Origin of the sequence: Pseudomonas sp. DCA-1 (genome assembly GCF_046523955.1) — a bacterium.
Classification (GTDB): domain Bacteria; phylum Pseudomonadota; class Gammaproteobacteria; order Pseudomonadales; family Pseudomonadaceae; genus Aquipseudomonas; species Aquipseudomonas putida_Y.
The window spans coordinates 228742-242008 of record NZ_CP169881.1 but is presented as its reverse complement, the minus strand read 5'-3'; the positions used below and the strand labels follow the sequence as shown (position 1 = coordinate 242008).

General features: G+C 56.6%; 17 protein-coding genes. 13 read left to right on the top strand and 4 right to left on the bottom strand.

Translation table 11 applies throughout. The features are described 5' to 3' along the window. Positions 1-54 precede the first annotated feature (54 nt). Together ACE4QZ_RS01185 and ACE4QZ_RS01180 are read right to left on the bottom strand one after the other, a co-directional pair. Positions 55-468 (bottom strand): hypothetical protein, encoded by a 414-nt coding sequence (locus ACE4QZ_RS01185; protein ID WP_023383730.1) that lies wholly within the window; start codon positions 466-468, stop codon positions 55-57. A gap of 59 nt (positions 469-527) precedes the next feature. Then, complete coding sequence (locus tag ACE4QZ_RS01180) at positions 528-1079, bottom strand: site-2 protease family protein (RefSeq protein ID WP_224459413.1); 552 nt, start codon at positions 1077-1079, stop codon at positions 528-530. Between the two features lie 154 nt (positions 1080-1233). Here ACE4QZ_RS01180 and ACE4QZ_RS01175 point away from each other — a divergent pair, with 154 nt between their 5' ends. Together ACE4QZ_RS01175 and ACE4QZ_RS01170 are read left to right on the top strand one after the other, a co-directional pair. After that, on the top strand, positions 1234-1482 hold the full coding sequence (locus tag ACE4QZ_RS01175; protein WP_122227892.1) for a hypothetical protein: 249 nt from the start codon (positions 1234-1236) through the stop codon (positions 1480-1482). A gap of 25 nt (positions 1483-1507) precedes the next feature. Then, positions 1508-2164, top strand: a complete 657-nt coding sequence (locus tag ACE4QZ_RS01170) for a hypothetical protein (protein ID WP_060495349.1) — start codon at positions 1508-1510, stop codon at positions 2162-2164. Between the two features lie 112 nt (positions 2165-2276). Here ACE4QZ_RS01170 and ACE4QZ_RS01165 read toward each other — a convergent pair whose 3' ends face one another. Then, positions 2277-4619, bottom strand: a complete 2343-nt coding sequence (locus ACE4QZ_RS01165; protein WP_410480300.1) for an autotransporter domain-containing protein — start codon at positions 4617-4619, stop codon at positions 2277-2279. A 210-nt stretch (positions 4620-4829) separates the two neighbouring features. Between ACE4QZ_RS01165 and ACE4QZ_RS01160 the strand changes: the two genes are divergently transcribed. The 7 genes from ACE4QZ_RS01160 (at position 4830) to ltrA (ending at position 10473) form a co-directional block, all read left to right on the top strand. Further along, positions 4830-5228 (top strand): hypothetical protein, encoded by a 399-nt coding sequence (locus ACE4QZ_RS01160; RefSeq protein ID WP_023383735.1) that lies wholly within the window; start codon positions 4830-4832, stop codon positions 5226-5228. Between the two features lie 13 nt (positions 5229-5241). Then, positions 5242-5541 carry a hypothetical protein gene (locus tag ACE4QZ_RS01155; protein ID WP_023383736.1) on the top strand — a complete coding sequence of 100 codons (300 nt, stop codon included), beginning with the start codon at positions 5242-5244 and terminating at the stop codon, positions 5539-5541. A 105-nt stretch (positions 5542-5646) separates the two neighbouring features. Beyond that, a complete protein-coding gene (locus tag ACE4QZ_RS01150; RefSeq protein WP_023383737.1) occupies positions 5647-6501 on the top strand; it encodes a hypothetical protein in 855 nt (284 codons plus the stop codon). A gap of 115 nt (positions 6502-6616) precedes the next feature. Beyond that, positions 6617-7309 carry an N-6 DNA methylase gene (locus ACE4QZ_RS01145; protein ID WP_023383738.1) on the top strand — a complete coding sequence of 231 codons (693 nt, stop codon included), beginning with the start codon at positions 6617-6619 and terminating at the stop codon, positions 7307-7309. Beyond that, complete coding sequence (locus ACE4QZ_RS01140) at positions 7306-7794, top strand: hypothetical protein (protein WP_023383739.1); 489 nt, start codon at positions 7306-7308, stop codon at positions 7792-7794. Before ACE4QZ_RS01145 ends, ACE4QZ_RS01140 begins: the two co-directional genes overlap by 4 nt. Before the next feature lie 157 nt (positions 7795-7951). Beyond that, positions 7952-8581, top strand: coding sequence for a hypothetical protein (locus ACE4QZ_RS01135; RefSeq protein WP_224459415.1), 630 nt, complete (start codon positions 7952-7954; stop codon positions 8579-8581). Positions 8582-9213: 632 nt separating this feature from the next. After that, positions 9214-10473 carry a group II intron reverse transcriptase/maturase gene (ltrA, locus tag ACE4QZ_RS01130; protein ID WP_020190400.1) on the top strand — a complete coding sequence of 420 codons (1260 nt, stop codon included), beginning with the start codon at positions 9214-9216 and terminating at the stop codon, positions 10471-10473. A 117-nt stretch (positions 10474-10590) separates the two neighbouring features. Here the strand turns inward: ltrA and ACE4QZ_RS01125 are convergent, their stop codons facing one another. Next, complete coding sequence (locus tag ACE4QZ_RS01125; protein WP_410480299.1) at positions 10591-11028, bottom strand: hypothetical protein; 438 nt, start codon at positions 11026-11028, stop codon at positions 10591-10593. 418 nt (positions 11029-11446) lie between these two features. On the opposite strand from ACE4QZ_RS01125, the gene ACE4QZ_RS01120 reads away from it, so the two are divergent. The 4 genes from ACE4QZ_RS01120 to ACE4QZ_RS01105 all read left to right on the top strand — a co-directional run bounded on the left by ACE4QZ_RS01120 (position 11447) and on the right by ACE4QZ_RS01105 (position 12914). Beyond that, positions 11447-11722 (top strand): hypothetical protein, encoded by a 276-nt coding sequence (locus tag ACE4QZ_RS01120; protein WP_137162064.1) that lies wholly within the window; start codon positions 11447-11449, stop codon positions 11720-11722. A 1-nt stretch (position 11723) separates the two neighbouring features. Further along, entirely contained in the window at positions 11724-11990 is a 267-nt protein-coding gene (locus ACE4QZ_RS01115; protein ID WP_410480298.1) for a hypothetical protein, read from the top strand. 140 nt (positions 11991-12130) lie between these two features. After that, complete coding sequence (locus ACE4QZ_RS01110; RefSeq protein WP_410480297.1) at positions 12131-12712, top strand: hypothetical protein; 582 nt, start codon at positions 12131-12133, stop codon at positions 12710-12712. Between the two features lie 19 nt (positions 12713-12731). Next, positions 12732-12914 carry a hypothetical protein gene (locus tag ACE4QZ_RS01105; RefSeq protein WP_410480296.1) on the top strand — a complete coding sequence of 61 codons (183 nt, stop codon included), beginning with the start codon at positions 12732-12734 and terminating at the stop codon, positions 12912-12914. The last annotated feature ends 353 nt before the right edge of the window (positions 12915-13267 follow it).

Here is a 13267-nt window from a genome sequence, read left to right as displayed (position 1 = left end):
TAACTGCATTTGATCGACGAAAAAAAACCGCCTCGAAAGGCGGTTTGGGTGTGTTCAGCTTGTAGCAGCGGGTGCTGCTGGCGGTGGCAAGAGCTCCTCAACGGTTGCCCCCGCCAGAGCAGCTTTCACCATGCTGTTGATGACGTCGGCGGTAGTGCCTGGCTCTGCTCGTTGGATGCAGGTGCTGTATGAGAACAGCAGTTGCTCACCGATCAGGGGGATGCCGTTCTCGACGGGTTCTTTCTCGTGATCGAAGGTCCCGCAACCATCACCGATCTTCAGCTTAAGGGCTGCAGAGTTTGCACAATAGGCCGGGTCGCAGATGCCGCGAACGTCAAAGCGGATGCAGAAAGCTTCTGCAAATGCGCGGATTCTCGGCGGTACGTTGTAGCTCTGGAAGGCCTCCTCGAAGAAGCCTGGGCGCACAGCTGGGAGCCGTGAGGTGCAGTCGAGGGAAGTAGTGGTCATGAGTCATCTCCTGGTGGGTTGAACTTGCACCAGGAGATGAAGAGCAGAGTTCTGTAATTCTAGAGGGCGAGGGTGATAGCAATTATGGTCGCCAACCCTACGCCCATGAGGAGCCGCCTGTTCCTGTCATCAAAGTAGATACCGCGGCGGTTCAAGAAATACTCGACGATCGTCCACCCGTCCATTGGAGGCAGGGGGATGATGTTAGTCGCCGCCAGGAGGATCGAGCCCTGGGCCGCGACAAGCGTCGGCCAGTTCGGCGTGACGTAGTTAATCCCGAAGAACAGCAGGCCGGTCGCCAGTGAGATGAGAGGGCCGCCCGCAGCGATGATCGCCCGGCGGTCTGAGGGCGCCTTTTCATAGTCGGAGCTGACCACATATGCCCACAGCGGAATCAGACCAATTTCATGAATGATCCCGGATTTTCGGAACGAGAAAAGCTTGTATCCACCAATAATGAGTTTGTCTGGCTTGATACCAAACCGCTGCATCGGTATTAGATGCCCGGCTTCGTGGATCAAGAGCAAGAACACCAGCATCAGCCAAATGACGAAAAAGGCGATGGCGAACATCCCGATGGTTACCAGTGCGTCAGGCAGCATGGTTTTCATTCCTAGAACATGATGCAGTAATTCTTTAGCAAAGCTTCAAAACCTTCAAGTCAATATCCGGATATTTGTCCTGGCCTGTGTACTGCGCAGTACAACTACAATACAGGTCCGTGTGCGTCATTACAGATAGTTATGAAACTACTGTGGTGAACGTATGAATACCTGTTTTCAGCTTGCGGCTTACGCTCGATCTCAATGGGCGTTAGCCGTACTACTCATGAAATCGCCGGAAACCACTCAACTAGCAGCCAATGCATTTCAAGATGCAAAGGATGCTGCCTGGGGATATGGCTGGGGGGCGTCTGAAACCCCTCATGCACTCCTGTCTGATATCCCGGAACTCTTAAACGCTTTCAATGAAGGCAAAACTGCGCTTCAGCAAGATATGAAGCTCGCTGGCTAACTCTAATTAATCAAGGAAACTAAACATGAGCGACACCAAAGTAAGAGTTAATCAACCTGCCGTTGACCTTTACGCTGTTACTCTGAACTGGGTTCAGGAGGATGAAGGTACCTACAGTGATTATGTGCATGCTACCAGCCACGCTGAAGCCTGCGTCAAAGTAGCTGAGGCTATGGCTGATCAGCGTGGTTACGTTGATGAAAATGAAACGCCTGTGCAAAAGCGAGAATGGATCAATTGTCGTGCCTGGGACCAGGTAGACTGCCACTTGGTAAAAGAGAGTTTGGAGGCAGATTTGGTCGCTTTGTTTGGCGACGAACTGTTCCCTGATGGAGTTAAGCGCTCCCTCAACTTGGAAGCCTTGCGTGTGCTGCTCGTTGAGCATCGCAACAGCCTGCTCCCTCCCGCTGAAGTTCCAGCAGTTGAACAGCTGGCCTTCCACTCCGTTGACTCGGGTTTCTGCCGGGTCTATTACAAACGGCCGAAGGGCACTCTGTGCTGCTTCCAGCTCGATACACGTAACACCTTCAAGCTCTACCACTGTTCACGTGATGGTGAGCCAGAGCATGCAATCAGTCTCCAGAACAAGGCGGTAATCGCCTTGCCTGAGGACAATGGCTGCTCTCTGGTAACCAGCTTCCGCGCTTGGTGGGAGCAACAGAACAAGCAGCCTGCTGCCTAACACCAATGATCCCCGGCCACTCTTCGGAGTGGCTTTTTTTTGCCTGCCGATAACCGCCCACAAACAAAAACGCCCCACTACTGAGTGGGGCGCTTGGTGTACCAGTTTCCGATTAGAAACCGACCGACAGGGACAGCGTAGCGACGTCCGAGGCAACGGCTTTGTCGCTGCCGAAGCGGTGGCCGTAGGTGATGCCCACGCGGGAGGCCTTGAACGGGCCGGCAACCTGCAGGCCAACGCCCACTTCGTTCCAGCGCTCAGTGGTGTCTTGCTTCATGTCGAAGCGCGACACACCCATCACATCACCGGTCAGATCGTCTTGCGAGTTATTCAGGCGGCTGACGTGCTTGATGTTCGCCGAGACGATGGCCTTATTTGCCAGGTTCATGCTGGCATCCAGGCCCGCGGTACCGTAGATGTTTTCTTCGGTACGCTTATCGAAGTGCGCCGGGAAGGAGCCGCTGGTCTCGGTGTAGCTATCCAGCTTGGTGTTGAGGTAGTCCAAGCCCAGGAAAGGCATGACAGCGATGTTGTCCTGCAGGATGAAGACGTAGCCGACCTGGCCGGATACGGCACGCTGGCTGACATCGGCCTTGCCTTTCGACTCGACGTCGCCGGCACCGGTTTTGTAGGAGCGCTTGATGGTGGCATCGCCTTCGGAAACAGCCACGGCGCCCCGGGCGAATACGCCTTTGCGCAGGCGGTTACCGTACTCGACGAAGGCACCGATCGTGTTGGTATCGCCCTCGACACGGTCATCGTTGATCTTGAGCGAGGTGCTCGGGCCTTGGTAGCCGATACCGGCAACCAGGTCAGGAGTCAGTCGATATGCAGCGGTAACACCGCCGTACACGTTGTCACCCTGGACAGTGCCCGAGTGGTGAGTCATCTGGCTGCTGACGCTGACACAGATGCCGCTGGTGTCGAAGGTCGAGCAGGACAGTTGGTCCTGGACGAAGCCTTGCAGCTGATTCTGCATGGCTTGCGCGTACAGGGTCGCATTCTGCAACGAGTCACCGAGGTCCAGCAAACCGATCACGCCAGTCGGTGGAGTGGTGACCTCAGCGCCATCTGCGCCAGTGCCAGTTCCACCGGTACCACCAGTACCCGTGTCAGTGCCCCCAGTGCCACCGGTACCCGCACCGGTTTCGGTACCACCGGCGCCGGTGCCCGTGCCTGCATCGCTGCCGCCTGTAGAAGTGTCACCTGCATTGGAGGAGCCACCGGTGCTTGGCGGCGTTGGGTCAGTAATAGGCGGGGTGACGACGGGAGGGGTCACCTCTGGAGTGGTCTCTTCAGGCGGAGTGGTCACCACCGGTGGGGTAGTGACCACAGGCTCGGAGATTGGGCCGTAGGAACGCGCTACGAACGGCTGCGAGCGACCATTCAGGAAGCCCAGGCCGAAGACGGTGTTGCCATCTGCAGATACCGCAGTGGCGGAGTTCAGGGTGTTGTTGGCCAGGAGAGTGTAGGAAGGGTCGTTATCCTGCAGCCATTCGACCAGCGACTGCATGCCGGTCTCAGCGGTCCAGCGGAAGCCGGAGAAAACACTGCCAGTGGTGTCCGCGATACCGACGACCACGGCGCCGTTGGCGGAGACGCCTTCAGCCTTGGACAGGGTACCGTCGGCCAGCAAGCCCAAGCCCTTCATGCCGGACAGCTCGGACCAGATCATAGCTTCGCTCAGGGCGAGCGAAGAGTCACTCGCACCGACGATGTAAGTGCCATCGGCACTGGTCGCCGTGGCGATGGATTGCGTACCACCCTCCAAGGTGCCGAGGCTCTCGGCGCTACCGCCGCCCACCCATCGAGTGGCGATATCACCATTGCCGGCGCCGTTCTGTGCGTACCCCACCACCACCTTGCCGTCAGCGCTGATGCCCATGGCGTAGCTGTAGGTGCCGTCGTTCAGGTAGCCCAGCTGAGTCACAGCGCCAGCCAGGTCCCAGGTTACTGCCGATCGGTTGCCGGTCAGACCGTCGTCGGCAGAACCGGCGATGACGCTGCCATCAGCCGAAACGGCGCGTGCTTCAGCTTCGGCACCGCCGTTCAGGAAGTCCAGCTTGTGAATGCCGGCGTTGTTCCAGTACACGGCGGTTTCGTTGTCCGTGACGCTGTCGACAGAGCTACCGACGATGACGTCAGCTTCGTTCGACACAGCGTAGGCGGCGGCATTGGTCCCAAGGCTGGCCAGCAGTTGCTTGCCACCCAGCAAGGTCCACTTGAAGGCCTCGGTAGTTTCGGTGCTCGGGTTGAACTGGGCGCCAACCAGGGTGGAGCCATCACCAGAGCCGCCGATGTGCGAATCATAGGTGGTACTGGAGGAGCCCAGCGTTGGTGCGTAGACATCAATGCCGGCGTAAGCGGCATGCGCAGTGCCAGCGTTCATGGCCAGTGCGATGGAGGCGACAAGCAGGGAGAGACGTGGCTTGAAGGGGGTTGCATTGTTGTGCATGGGCTGATTCGTCCTGACCTTGTTAGGTGATATCAATTGGATGGCCGGATAATACTGTCAGGATTGAAAGCAAATCAATAGAAATACACATACGTGTTATGGATTGTTGAGTGCTCTTGGAAAGAGCCGCGATTGTTTTGCATGCCTGTGTTGCGCATCTCCCGTCACCAGGTCTTCGCAAGAGACCGTCATTCCCTGTGGAGAAACGTCATGCTGCAAATCCCTAAAGCGCTGCTCGAAAAACGCATCACCAAAGAAACCCTTCACCGCTCTGGCAAGCGATTGCTCAAAGAGATCGCCGGCCGTTTGAAGCTTCCAGAAACGAGCTACGAAATTCGGTCGTGTAAAGGCGGGAACGCAGTCATGGGGGAGGTGATCCTGCACAGCGATCATCTCTATCTGATGGTTCATCTAGGTTCAGATCGAGTGCTCAAAGTGCTCTACCGATCCTGTGAGGGCCGAAAGGACTATTCAGGCGGAATGAACCGTTATGAGTCGGTCTCTGAGTTGGCCAGCACCACTGCGGCTGAGCGATTCATCGCAAAACTGGACACCCTTAATGAGCTGGGCAAGCGCCAGCAACAGCAACAGCACAACCAAGCCGCTTGATCGAGAGGTTCCTATGTCTTCAGTTCTGAAGGAATTCCCGGAAGCCTTTGCCACCCGCATCAACAAGATTCTGGAAATGCCTGATCCGGTTCCTGGAAATCGCGAGAATGGCTGGTTCGCTGGATACGGGTGCCGATGGTGCAAGTTTTCGAAAGCTTGGTTCACCGTCTTGCCGTTTGAAATGCAGCCGGTAGCCGAAACTGTGGCGAGTATGTTCAAGAATGCAGGACTGCAAGATGTGACCATCACTCTTGAAGCCGGCGTGACGCAGGCTGAAGGAGGCAAGGGTTACCAGGTCTCTGCTCGAATCTAAACCGCTGTACCGCCGCTCCCTATGGGGCGGCTTTTTTTTGCCTGTCGTTACAGCTGGCTGTGCTTCATCTCAGACCAAGATGACTACCCAAAGAGGCGCAGCACCATGGACGTAATTGCAAACAACGCAGCTGATACCAAAGAAATGGTCATGACCGAGGTCCTGCCGAATGGCGAGGAACTCAAGCGGCCGTATTCACCGTCGGAGATGGCTTTCATGTTCAACGACGTGGAGATTCGCAACCCCTACTTTTCACCGTGCGGAACAACTGTTGTTGACCCCGTACAGGCGTATGGCTTCGAGGTTTATCACACCGGAGGCGGTTGCATGGCTTTGCGGAAGGAGTTCTGCAACGGTCAATACCTGCTTCTTTCGATCGAGGTGTCCATCGCTGAACCTGAGGAGTGGGATGAGTGCACATTGGGCCTGTATGACGCCGATGGCGATGAGAAAGCCTACTGTGAGCTCCGTGATGTTCCATATGCACAAGTCGACCTGACCGGGCATCTTGATGCCCCAGTGCGCTTGTTGTGCCCGTGCTGTGGTGCTCGTACCACAGGTCGGCAATGGGGCAATCAAGATGCTGGTCACGGTCTGTGCAGTGATTGCATCGAGAAGGTGCTGGCCAAGATGACGGCAGAAGAGTTTTCCAAACGCTACGGGCTCCAGGGAGTTCACTTCGGTCTGTCGCAGTGCGCTCCCTCTGCTCAGTTGCTCGATGAGCTCGCTCAAAAGAAACTGCTGGCGCAAGAAGAGCCGGATCAGCAGGCAGTGGACTCGAACGCTCTCAAGGACCGGTACCGTTCATGGGCGCTGGACAACATCGCCAATGATGATCTGCAGGTCAATGAAGATGCCCAGGTAACGCTGTGTGAAGATGGCGCATTTGTCGCAACCTGGACATGGGTGCCGCGTGATTCCATTCCGGACGTTGCTGATCCGGAAGAGTCCGCTGATTAACGCTACGCAACCGCTCCCTAACCGGAGCGGTTTTTTTATGCCCAGGCGCCGGCCGGCGTTGTAGGTCGCTGTGATGCATCCCAATGCATACGACCAACCTCTCTGGAGATTGCCCATGGCAAGCAAACTAGCACGCGCGGTACCACCCACCATCAAGCCACTGGCAGAAGCACTGTGTGATGGCCACCGGTATCCGCCGGCGGAGATGTTTCGATTTTTCCTAGGGGCAGTGATGGAGCTTTGGGGGTTTCAGCCCTGGTATCCCATACCTGATGATGTCCGCGGTAAAATAGGACGAGTTATCACGCTGTACGATCAGGCGGTGGCCAATGAAGAACCGTTCAAGGACATTTTAGGCCCACTCTACGAAGAGCTGGCCAGCCATGGCGGCAAGCAAATGCTGGGGCAGTTCTTCACGCCCTGGTCATTGGCAAGCCTGATGGTCAGGATGAGCGATGGTGACATCGACCTGCCTCGCGCCGGTGATCTCAAAGCTTACTCAGATCCGGCTTGTGGCAGTGGAGTTATGCTGTTGGCAAAAGCAAACTACCTGCTCGAAACGAAAGGTCCTGGGGAGCTCCAGCAATGGCTTTTTCACGCATGCGATATCGATGGCATTTGCGCTCGCATGGTTGCGATTCAGCTGGCCGCGAATTGTGCCATTCATAGAGTCGAAATCGGGGAGATCATAGTGCTCCTTGGTGATACGCTCAGCTCGGACCCCAAGCAGCAGATCTTGCACGCAACCTCTCCGACGCTGATGCGTTCACGTCAAAATTCAATTCCGAAACTTGAGGTCGCCTCATGAAACGCTGGTACACGATCGCCGCGGCTTTAGCCTTCCAGGTGCTACCGCATGCGGCAAGTGCTTCGGAGGCTTCAGATGCTGTTCTGTCGGTTGCTGCCTCAAAAATGTCCACCGTAGCTCGCATCAACGGCGCCACACGGCCGGTCATCTACGTGGGTAAATTTGAAGGCTGCGACTCGGTCTCGATTCAAAATGCCCCCGGGCGCTTTGAGCACTTCCGTGTATGCGGTAACCAGGTCAGTGCTCGCAACACCGTGTCACCCAGTTGGACCGAAGACGATGGCGCCGGGGATGTTCTCCGCGCAGTGGTCGATAATGCGGTTCTGTTCGGCGCTGCATCGCAAGTGGACCCCAACGGTTACCTGATCGCAGCACGTGCTCTGGGACCTTCCCAGCGCTCGTGCAGCAACGTGGAGGTCATCTTGAGTTACGAAGGTGACCTGGTCGACAGGGCCTTGAAGAGCATCTGCTCTCATCGCCGTTAACCCCCATCAAACCCCGTCCTAGCGACGGGGTTTTCTTTTTGGCGTCATTCAGTGGGGCAACGCCGCATTGCGGGGCGCCTCAGTCCTTGGGGGCCTCGGTTCATGTTGGCTGTGATGCATCTCTCTTCACTAGACCAACACACCTGAGGGTATCGCTATGAATTCGTCCAGCACTGCAAAGGCCTATATCGTTGAAACCCGCGCCACCAACGGCGCAGAAGATACGCCAGAATTTGCATCCTTCAGCATCGATCTGGCTGCAACTCAACGCATCATCAATCTAGCTCGACTGGTTAAAGAGAATGGGCTTCACAAAGTGGAGACGTTTGACAGCACTGCTTCATTCCATCAGTACGCTCCTGGCACTGAAGAGGCGGAGGAGATCGGCTGCGACAACGATGTGTTACTGAAGGCCGGCTGTCTAAATGTGGATGCGTCCAGCTTCTGGTTCTCGGGATTCATCAGACATTCTGACGTCGAGGTTGTCAGCGCACGTCAGCCGATCGCTGAACTGCAGAGTCACTTCCACTTGGCCGGAGGCACAACTGAACTTGAAGCTGGCGGTGAACGGCAGTATCTCGTTACTTGGAGTGCTGATGTTGAGGTTGAGGGGGATCACCATGCGGCAGCCCAGGCCGTCGCAGACCGGTACTTCCGCAGCCACATTGCCGCCGGTGAACAGGACAGCGCGTGCACCTTCGTGGTGACCGCAAAATCTGACCAAAAGCCAGTAGAGATCGATCTCTCGACTTGTCACTCCGGTGAACAAATCTTGGAGTCGGCATGACTGCTGCACTTCAGGCTTTAGCGCCAGCTTGATGCTCGCGCTCCAAACGCTGCACATGACCCGGTCACTAGACCGGGTTTTTTTTTCGGTGCGCCCGGCAGGGCGCGCTCACTCAGGGGTGGAAGTCCCCCGCACACCCGGCAAGGGGAAGTGCTAGCTAGAGGCAAGGGTTTCGCGGGCGACTGCGAGTCTGAAGGAAGCCCGAGGCAAATCGCTGGCCTGACGAACAGGAAGCGGATACGAGGCGGCATGGCGGGGTAAGCAGTCCGAAATCTGCGAAACCCAATACTTGCACAGAACGCCATGACGTAGATCCGACAGGCATAAGCGTGAAAGTGGGTGCGCAATACCCGGGGAGATCTGCACGGTTGCCCGTCAGGGCTACCGGCACCGCGAGGTGCTGGAATGACTGTGCAGAAGTCAGCAGAGGGCATAGTAGGTCGCGAGACTGAAGGCCTGAACGATTAATACCGAGAGTAGAACAGCTGATCTCGACAACCCACGATGACGCAGAAGCTCCCGACACGGGAGGCCTGCCTGCCATGGCCGGACGGAATCCGGAAAGAAGCCCGCAAGGTGCTGAGGGGGTTGCGGCGACGGCTGGGCGAACGAAATCGGAGGACTACCGGCTCATGGAGCAGGTGGTCGAACCCAGCAACATGCGACGAGCGTACAAGCGCGTCCTGAAGAACCGAGGCGCGCCAGGCGTTGATCGCTTGACGGTTGAGGAACTGAAGGACTGGCTGTTGGTGCACTGGCCAAGTGTGAAGGCGGCACTGCTGGAGGATCGGTACCTGCCACGGGCGGTGCGCCGAGTGGACATTCCCAAGCCTAATGGCGGGGTTAGAACACTCGGCGTACCCACGGTGGTGGATCGGCTTATCCAGCAGGCGCTCCATCAAGTACTGCAACCGATCTTCGAGCCAACCTTCTCCGATGGCAGCTACGGCTTTCGTCCGCAGAGAAGTGCGCTCGATGCGGTCGTCAAGGCGAAAGAGTATGTGGCCGAAGGAAAGCACTGGGTAGTGGACATCGACCTGGAGAAATTCTTCGACCGGGTCAACCACGACGTGTTGATGGCTCGACTCGCCTATCGAGTGAGGGATGGTCGCGTACTCAAGCTGATCCGGCGCTTCTTAGAGGCGGGGATGATGGCTAATGGCGTGATTCAACCCCGCAGCGAGGGTACGCCTCAGGGTGGGCCGCTGTCCCCATTACTGTCGAATATCCTGCTGACCGATCTTGATCGAGAGCTGGAAAGGCGGCAGTTGAAGTTCTGCCGATATGCTGACGACTGCAATATCTACATCGGCAGTGAAGGCGCAGGGCAACGGGCGATGGCGAACATCAGAGCCTTCCTGGAGGGTCATCTGAAGCTACGTATCAACGAGCAGAAAAGCGCAGTAGCACGGCCTTGGAAGCGAAAGTTTCTGGGCTACGCGATTACGATCTATCGCCAAGAGACACGGGTGCGACCTGCCCCCGAAAGCCTGCGAAGACTGATGGATCGAGTTCGTGAGTTGCTGCGCAAGGGGCGAGGACGGTCCTTGTCTCACACTATAGAGATGCTAAATCCCGTGTTGCGGGGTTGGGCAAACTACTTTCGGCTTACCGCGAACATGCGGATGCTGGAGGAACTCGATTGGTGGCTGCGTCGAAAACTACGTTGCCTGCTCTGGCGACAGTGGAAAACCCCGAAGACCCGCGAACGACGACTCATCTTGCTTGGGCTTAGGCCTGAGCGGGCGTGGAAGTCGAGTGTAAACGGGCGAGGGCCTTGGTGGAACTCGGCATCCAAACACATGAATCAGGCAGTACCGACGTTGTACTTCGCCAAAATGGGGCTGGTCTCGCTGCGCAGCACTGTGCAGGGACTCCAGCGTATTAGTTGAACCGCCGTATGCGGAACCGCACGTACGGTGGTGTGAGAGGGCTGAGGGAAAAAAAAAATCCCTCACCCTACTCGATCCTGGGACCAGTGGATGTGGACCGTACCGGGACCTGCCTGTTCAGATCTGTGATTTAGCGGCGGCATAACCATCGAGTGGATATTCAGGCCAGCCGCTGGGAGGACAGAAGCCCTGCCGACGTTCCTGCTCGGCGAACTTGGCGTGCCACTCGTTGCCCTGATCGAAGACCCAACCTGTAAGCCCGGTATCTGGGAATTGATAATAGGTGAGGTCGATAATGAACCCGTCGACCTCGAACCAGGCATGGGACTGCTCCCTTTTTAGGTTCGGATGGTCTTCAGCCCACACATACACACCATCAGCACCGAGTTGTTCTTTGATGAGCCGACCTAGAATGTCCGAGGCTGCGCCGCAGGCACCTCGCGGAAAACCATTGAAGGTAGAACCGGGTTTGTCGACAAGAAGCAGCAGACCGCGGCGGGTTGATTCGGCTATTGCCTCAAGAGCTGTGCGGTCGATCTTTGCATTTGCTTGCATGGGTTGAGTCTCGGGGGCAGTGTTCGAGGCCCCATTTTTAGGTCATGGTGATACGTCTGAGGTGCACCGCCGGCAGTCAGGCTGCGCATGATAGGATTGTGCCATCCATAGGGTGCGGGCACGGTTGTCGTTTGATGAGTGGGTTGTATCAGAAATTCAGGAGAGCAATCTGCAGATTGCGCGGCCATCCAGGGCTTATCGTGACACGGGAGTTTTCTGGCGAGGTGGTGAGGATCGCCAAGCGATGCCCCCTCTGCAACACAGAGAAGATCATCTACCGGTTTCAATGAGTCTGGCGCTCGTTCGCTAGCGTCGACCTCAACATCCCAAGCCATGGGATCTCCTCGATTGGTGCTGTTCCAGTTTCCTGTGATGCATATCCCAGAACTAGACCAACACCTATGGGGAACTCCACGCTATGAGTCTGATCATCGAAACTCTGCAGAATCGCGTCAACAACGCCACTGGCCCGGAGCGGGAAGAGCTTCAGGATGAGCTGGACATCGCGCTGATCAATCATGAAATGAGCGAGCTCCGTCGACTAGAGGGTGGCACACGCTATTGCCTCCATACTCGTGAGCATAAGCCTGCACTCAACATGCTTCGACGTGGAGTGCGGCGCTGCGACGTGGTCACCCACTACGCATACAAGGTGCCTGTTAAGCGCCAGAAAGCGGCCGGGAAGGGGTGCTGAAATGGCGGTATCCAAGACTGAACAGGAAATGCGGGAAACGGTGGCCAAGCGTGGCTTCTGGCATGTCACCGGTAAGAGAGCCTTCGACGTGACTAAGCGTTTGGAGGAGCTCGGCAAGCTCGACGGACTGACAGCCAGCTATGGTTGCCACAACGCCAACGGGGTCTTCTTCAAAAACCAGTGGAACTGCCCTCGGCCGAAGCTGGTTTACGAGGTGGTGGTCCGCGCTTGTGATCCTGCCATCGCTCCCAGGCCCTCTGTATCTTAACGCTACACCCAACCCGGCCACGTGCCGGGTTTTTTTATGGTGGCCCGGGCGCTGTGCCCGATCTGACAAAAAATGGTGAGCTTCGCGGTTCATGTGACTCATCCCCTTGGACTTGATCAACGTTCTAAGGGGATACACTCATGCTCGCAACACTTGAACTGACTGATGGAATGATGGTGATGGTCCAGACTGGTCGCCAGGGGCTGACCGGCATCCGGTGGTCGACCCCATTCGTTGACCGCCTGAACATCGAAACAGATCGTGAGGGTGCCACCTCTAGGCTTGCACTCAAGCACACCAGCTTCGCTGAGTTCGATCCGCGGTATCACCGTGATGGGCGGAACCAGTTTGTCGCGCAGGATCACGCGCTCCGGATCGTGAGCGCCAGACTGGAAGAACACCAGCAACGCTTCGACACCACGGTCGACAAGCTCGTAGCTGCGGGCACCTTGAAACAGGGTGAACTCCCTGCATTTGGGAATCTGCTCACGGCGATGACCGGCCTGGCAGCCTCAGAAGAGGTCTGCTTCGAACGGTTTATCGACTTTCACAGATACCGTCGGTTCTCCGACTTCCTGTGTGATTGGCAGGCGGAGAAAGCGAAAGCTGCAGGGGAGAGAGCATTGGATCTCGCCCACCAAAAGCCGGCCCTCGAAATCGCATTCAGCACGCTTGTTGAGTTCGGGATTTTTGGTGAGACGAAACCAGCTGGTCGACTGTGACCGCGAAGGGGATTCAAAAATGTCGACTTACCAGGAGCAGAAGGTTGCTGAACTGAAACGCTTGGGCTGGTCTGAAGTCGGAAAACGTCATCTGCCAGGCCCCGGCCGGACGCCAGCAAAGCAGGTGTATGAGCTGTCATGTCTGCAGGAAAAACTTCAGGTCTTCGTCTACCCGGCGGAACTGATCTACCAGACCGCTTAACGCTACACCCACGCCCGACCTAGTCGGGCTTTTTTTTGCCCGCGGCCAAACTGCTTGCGTGGTGATCGATGTGCGCCATCTCCACGCACTAGGTCAAAATCATAGGAGTAACCCCAATGACCACCGCAACAACGCAGCATTCAAGCCGACCGAAAGCACATGCCCTGTTCAAGTTGAATTTCTGCTTACGTATGGCAAAGGAGAACTCGTTCTCTGCTCGTACCGAACCACACCGCTATAGGCCCGAATACCGCCGTATGAGGAGGGAGTCGATGCAGGATGCCCGTTACTGGCGCGCCCTATGTAGCCGCTTAGATACCTGTTCAGAAGCTTGATCGCTATCACAGACAATG

Coding starts and splice junctions, on each gene's coding strand:
- ACE4QZ_RS01185 (WP_023383730.1), bottom strand. CDS start 468: ATGACCACTACTTCCCTCGACTGCACCTCACGGCTCCCAGCTGTGCGC.
- ACE4QZ_RS01180 (WP_224459413.1), bottom strand. CDS start 1,079: ATGAAAACCATGCTGCCTGACGCACTGGTAACCATCGGGATGTTCGCC.
- ACE4QZ_RS01175 (WP_122227892.1), top strand. CDS start 1,234: ATGAATACCTGTTTTCAGCTTGCGGCTTACGCTCGATCTCAATGGGCG.
- ACE4QZ_RS01170 (WP_060495349.1), top strand. CDS start 1,508: ATGAGCGACACCAAAGTAAGAGTTAATCAACCTGCCGTTGACCTTTAC.
- ACE4QZ_RS01165 (WP_410480300.1), bottom strand. CDS start 4,619: ATGCACAACAATGCAACCCCCTTCAAGCCACGTCTCTCCCTGCTTGTC.
- ACE4QZ_RS01160 (WP_023383735.1), top strand. CDS start 4,830: ATGCTGCAAATCCCTAAAGCGCTGCTCGAAAAACGCATCACCAAAGAA.
- ACE4QZ_RS01155 (WP_023383736.1), top strand. CDS start 5,242: ATGTCTTCAGTTCTGAAGGAATTCCCGGAAGCCTTTGCCACCCGCATC.
- ACE4QZ_RS01150 (WP_023383737.1), top strand. CDS start 5,647: ATGGACGTAATTGCAAACAACGCAGCTGATACCAAAGAAATGGTCATG.
- ACE4QZ_RS01145 (WP_023383738.1), top strand. CDS start 6,617: ATGGCAAGCAAACTAGCACGCGCGGTACCACCCACCATCAAGCCACTG.
- ACE4QZ_RS01140 (WP_023383739.1), top strand. CDS start 7,306: ATGAAACGCTGGTACACGATCGCCGCGGCTTTAGCCTTCCAGGTGCTA.
- ACE4QZ_RS01135 (WP_224459415.1), top strand. CDS start 7,952: ATGAATTCGTCCAGCACTGCAAAGGCCTATATCGTTGAAACCCGCGCC.
- ltrA (WP_020190400.1), top strand. CDS start 9,214: ATGGAGCAGGTGGTCGAACCCAGCAACATGCGACGAGCGTACAAGCGC.
- ACE4QZ_RS01125 (WP_410480299.1), bottom strand. CDS start 11,028: ATGCAAGCAAATGCAAAGATCGACCGCACAGCTCTTGAGGCAATAGCC.
- ACE4QZ_RS01120 (WP_137162064.1), top strand. CDS start 11,447: ATGAGTCTGATCATCGAAACTCTGCAGAATCGCGTCAACAACGCCACT.
- ACE4QZ_RS01115 (WP_410480298.1), top strand. CDS start 11,724: ATGGCGGTATCCAAGACTGAACAGGAAATGCGGGAAACGGTGGCCAAG.
- ACE4QZ_RS01110 (WP_410480297.1), top strand. CDS start 12,131: ATGCTCGCAACACTTGAACTGACTGATGGAATGATGGTGATGGTCCAG.
- ACE4QZ_RS01105 (WP_410480296.1), top strand. CDS start 12,732: ATGTCGACTTACCAGGAGCAGAAGGTTGCTGAACTGAAACGCTTGGGC.